The sequence below is a fragment of the uncultured Ligilactobacillus sp. genome (assembly GCF_948826705.1).
Lineage (GTDB): Bacteria > Bacillota > Bacilli > Lactobacillales > Lactobacillaceae > Ligilactobacillus.
Genome location: NZ_CAQLEL010000054.1, coordinates 1 through 3,119, shown reverse-complemented (window position 1 = coordinate 3,119; position 3,119 = coordinate 1). Strand labels below are relative to the sequence as shown.

At 41.7% G+C, this 3,119-nt stretch carries 4 protein-coding genes and 1 pseudogene; 2 read left to right on the top strand and 3 right to left on the bottom strand.

Translation table 11 applies throughout. The annotated features are described in order from the left end of the window. Together Q9Q35_RS03010 and Q9Q35_RS03005 are read right to left on the bottom strand one after the other, a co-directional pair. A partial coding sequence (locus Q9Q35_RS03010; protein ID WP_304652071.1) for a helix-turn-helix domain-containing protein occupies positions 1–167 on the bottom strand: 167 nt, incomplete at its 3' end. Between the two features lie 86 nt (positions 168–253). Beyond that, a pseudogene (locus Q9Q35_RS03005) lies at positions 254–924 on the bottom strand (MFS transporter); the annotation flags it as partial. Between the two features lie 348 nt (positions 925–1,272). On the opposite strand from Q9Q35_RS03005, the gene dhaS reads away from it, so the two are divergent. Further along, a complete protein-coding gene (dhaS, locus tag Q9Q35_RS03000; protein WP_304652070.1) occupies positions 1,273–1,800 on the top strand; it encodes a dihydroxyacetone kinase transcriptional activator DhaS in 528 nt (175 codons plus the stop codon). Here dhaS and Q9Q35_RS02995 read toward each other — a convergent pair. Beyond that, entirely contained in the window at positions 1,794–2,780 is a 987-nt protein-coding gene (locus Q9Q35_RS02995; RefSeq protein WP_304652069.1) for a dihydroxyacetone kinase subunit DhaK, read from the bottom strand. The two genes, dhaS and Q9Q35_RS02995, sit on opposite strands and share 7 nt — an antisense overlap. Before the next feature lie 133 nt (positions 2,781–2,913). On the opposite strand from Q9Q35_RS02995, the gene Q9Q35_RS02990 reads away from it, so the two are divergent. Further along, positions 2,914–3,119 (top strand): dihydroxyacetone kinase subunit DhaK (locus Q9Q35_RS02990; RefSeq protein WP_304652068.1); only part of this gene is annotated, 206 nt, incomplete at its 3' end.

Genomic DNA, 3,119 nt, shown 5'->3' with positions numbered 1-3,119 from the left:
TTATTGGTTGATCGACCGATATATTTTAAGTATTGTTCTTCTGTATAATATCTTCGATTAGTTGGAGTACGATAAGCTTTTAAAGTCCCATTATTATCCCAGCGTTGTAGGGTCAGAACGGTAACGCCCAATCTTTTAGCCATTTCTTTTGGTTTTAATATCGCCATAATATCTATCTCACATTTCATCTTTTTTGTAGATATTATATCGCGTTTGATTACATTTTAATATATTTTGATTAACAGTTATTTCCTCCCGTATATTCAGCAATGCTCGGCAGAGCAACAGCTGTAGGCCGTTCAAAGCCGGCCCACAAGACAAAGGCTGCTATCATAAATGAGATAACTGAAGCGGTGTAAAAAACAGCTGCGATCGAGCCAGTAAACAAAAAACTAGCCAGTTGGACCACTGCAACACAGGCAAAAGCCCCTGCATTGTGAGCTGACGACCAGATCGAATAGACGGTGCCCCGCCATTTTTTGCCCCACCATAGTTGAATGGTCCGTTGACAGGCAGCTGCCCCCATACCTTGAGCGATCGACATCACTAACATCAAAACCATCATCACGTATAAATTACGCGTTGCCCCAAGACCAATATTTAGTACGGCTGAAACGATCAGACCTGTTGCTAAATAGCGGATCGTGTTACTTTTATCACTTAAGGCTCCCATAAAGAGCTTAGAGATCCCGTAGCCATCCCAAAACAAGATAAGACTAAGCCGACCTCCGCTGTGGTAAAACCGTATTGGCGCATGATGTCATTTTGCTCGGTCGTAAAGATCAAACGAATAATATAATAGCCGATATAACCGATACAAAGTGCTACAATGACCCCTGTCTGATGCCAGCGATAACTGCGGGCGACTCTTTCAGGCGGAACTTTTTTGGTAGCATCTGGTGCTGGACGTAAAAATGATAACATATTGATCCCCCCTTGCTGTTATAACGTTTTAACAGCTTTAGCTTAGCACAATCTATACTTTTGTGTCAGCGTTTGCGATCGTGATTTTTATCACTATATTATTTATAAAAATAAAAATGCATCCAGCTAACTCTCAACTGGATGCTAAATACTTAGAGCTTTCATTTACAAAATGGTAAGATCAGCCTGATCCATCGCCTACTCAGTATCTTTTGCACGGCTTTAGCCAAGTTTTTAGCGGTAAAATTATAAGAAAAAATTAAGCTTTTAGCGTGCAGAGCTATCGTGTGACAACTTTAGAGGCAAACGTTACAATTATTTTAGATATTCAAAATGAAAGGGCTTATCATGTCATATATAACTCAAAAAAAGATCTCGCAAATATTTAGACAAGAAGTCATGCAAAAGGGCTTCAAACATGTCAGTGTGGCACAGATCATGCACCAAGCCCAGATCCGGCGTCAATCATTTTACGATAATTTTGACGATAAATACGACCTGCTATCTTGGACGATCCAAGCAACAATGGAAGATATCATCGACAGTAATCTCGATTATCTTCCATGGCAAGAGATCATTTCTTTAGTATTTTTTGAGCTTCAAGAAAACGCTAAATTTTACAAAAGTGTCCTTAAAAGCCAAATTGAAGTTGATGTTGTCCGAGAGATAGCTTGGCATATCCAGATCCTCTTGTTACACATCCTACGCAAAAAAGGCCTGATCAAAAATCACCAAGCCTATGATTTTGTGGAGACTTATTGTCTAGGTCTGACCTACACGATGACCAATAATCTCTTTTTGCCTGAACCAAAAGAATACGATGAACTCGCTCAAAAAGTTTGTAATGCGATCGAGTTTGCTTTTGGTAACTATTGATGCCACGCATATGTCTTGACGGGGGCTTTCAGTGCCTCTAGCCAAGGTTCGTGTAATTTCAATAATGTGACTGAAACTCCCGCAAGCCCATTGGCAGTAAAGAGATCGCCTACTTTGATAAAGGGCAAGTCTATCCCTTCTACTTGCAATAATTCGACCACATCAGCGGTAAAGATCAATTTTTCAAGTTCGGTCAATTTACCTAGCCCATTGATCAAGACGGCATAACGTTCTCGAGGATACCAGCGTTGATTCAACCGCAACTTATTGACCAACTCACGCGCGATCAATTCTGAGGTGCGCAGTCGCTCTTTACGATAACCGGGTTCACCATGGATCCCAACTCCATAATAGAGCTCATCTTTTTTTAGTGTAAATTCCTTTTTCAAGGTCACCTGAAATTCGGAACCATAAAAAGCGACTCCAAGCGTCGTCAAATTAGCCACGATCTGTTCTGAGGTTTGTTTTAAATGCGATAAATTCGCTCCTTGTTGCGCCAAATAGCCTAGGATCTTAGCAACTAAGACAGTCCCGGCTAGCCCACGGCGTTCTTTTTCTAATAACTCACTATCAACTGAAATATCATCATTAACGATACAACTAGCAACTTGCCAACCCTCTTTTTGCAAGCACACACTAGCCTGAGTGAAAATTTCTACATCAGTTGGAAAATTTTTGACAATAAAGAAAGCTTGTTTTTGCTTAGTCACTTGTTTAGTTACACGGATGATCTCCGCTACACTTGGTGGCTCAAACAGCGTCCCTGTGATCGAGGCACACAACATCCCTTCACCCACATAGCCCCAATCAGCCGGCTCATGACCAGCTCCACCTAAAGCGATCACAGGAATCGTCTTATCGGCAAAACTCTTAGCGATAAAACCTGTCGTTTGGGAAACAAGTTTTAAATCAGGCGCAACGAGTTGGACACCACGCCTAAGATCATTTAAGAGTTGCTCCTTTGAATTTAGTAATTCCATCTCATCACCTCGCCCCTTGATTCTAGCTTATCCCCAAAAACTTTGTCGGACACAACGTAAAATCTGTCCGTTACGATGTTTACGCTTACATTATATAATAGAGTTGTCATTAAAAGAAAGGATGGATGATAACATGAAAAAAATCATGAATGATCCGAGCAATGTCGTACCTGAGATGGTCGCAGGCCTAGTCTCAGCATATCCGACCTACCTAACGCAACTGCCAGAAACGACTGCTGTTGTGCGCGCTGATCGTACCTCTATGCAGGGAAAAGTTGGGCTCGTCAGCGGAGGCGGTAGCGGACATGAGCCGGCACATGCTGGATTCGTTGGTTCTGG

Excerpts from the sequence above, each read along its gene's own strand:
- dhaS (WP_304652070.1), top strand. The coding sequence starts at position 1,273 with ATGTCATATATAACTCAAAAAAAGATCTCGCAAATATTTAGACAAGAA.
- Q9Q35_RS02995 (WP_304652069.1), bottom strand. The coding sequence starts at position 2,780 with ATGGAATTACTAAATTCAAAGGAGCAACTCTTAAATGATCTTAGGCGT.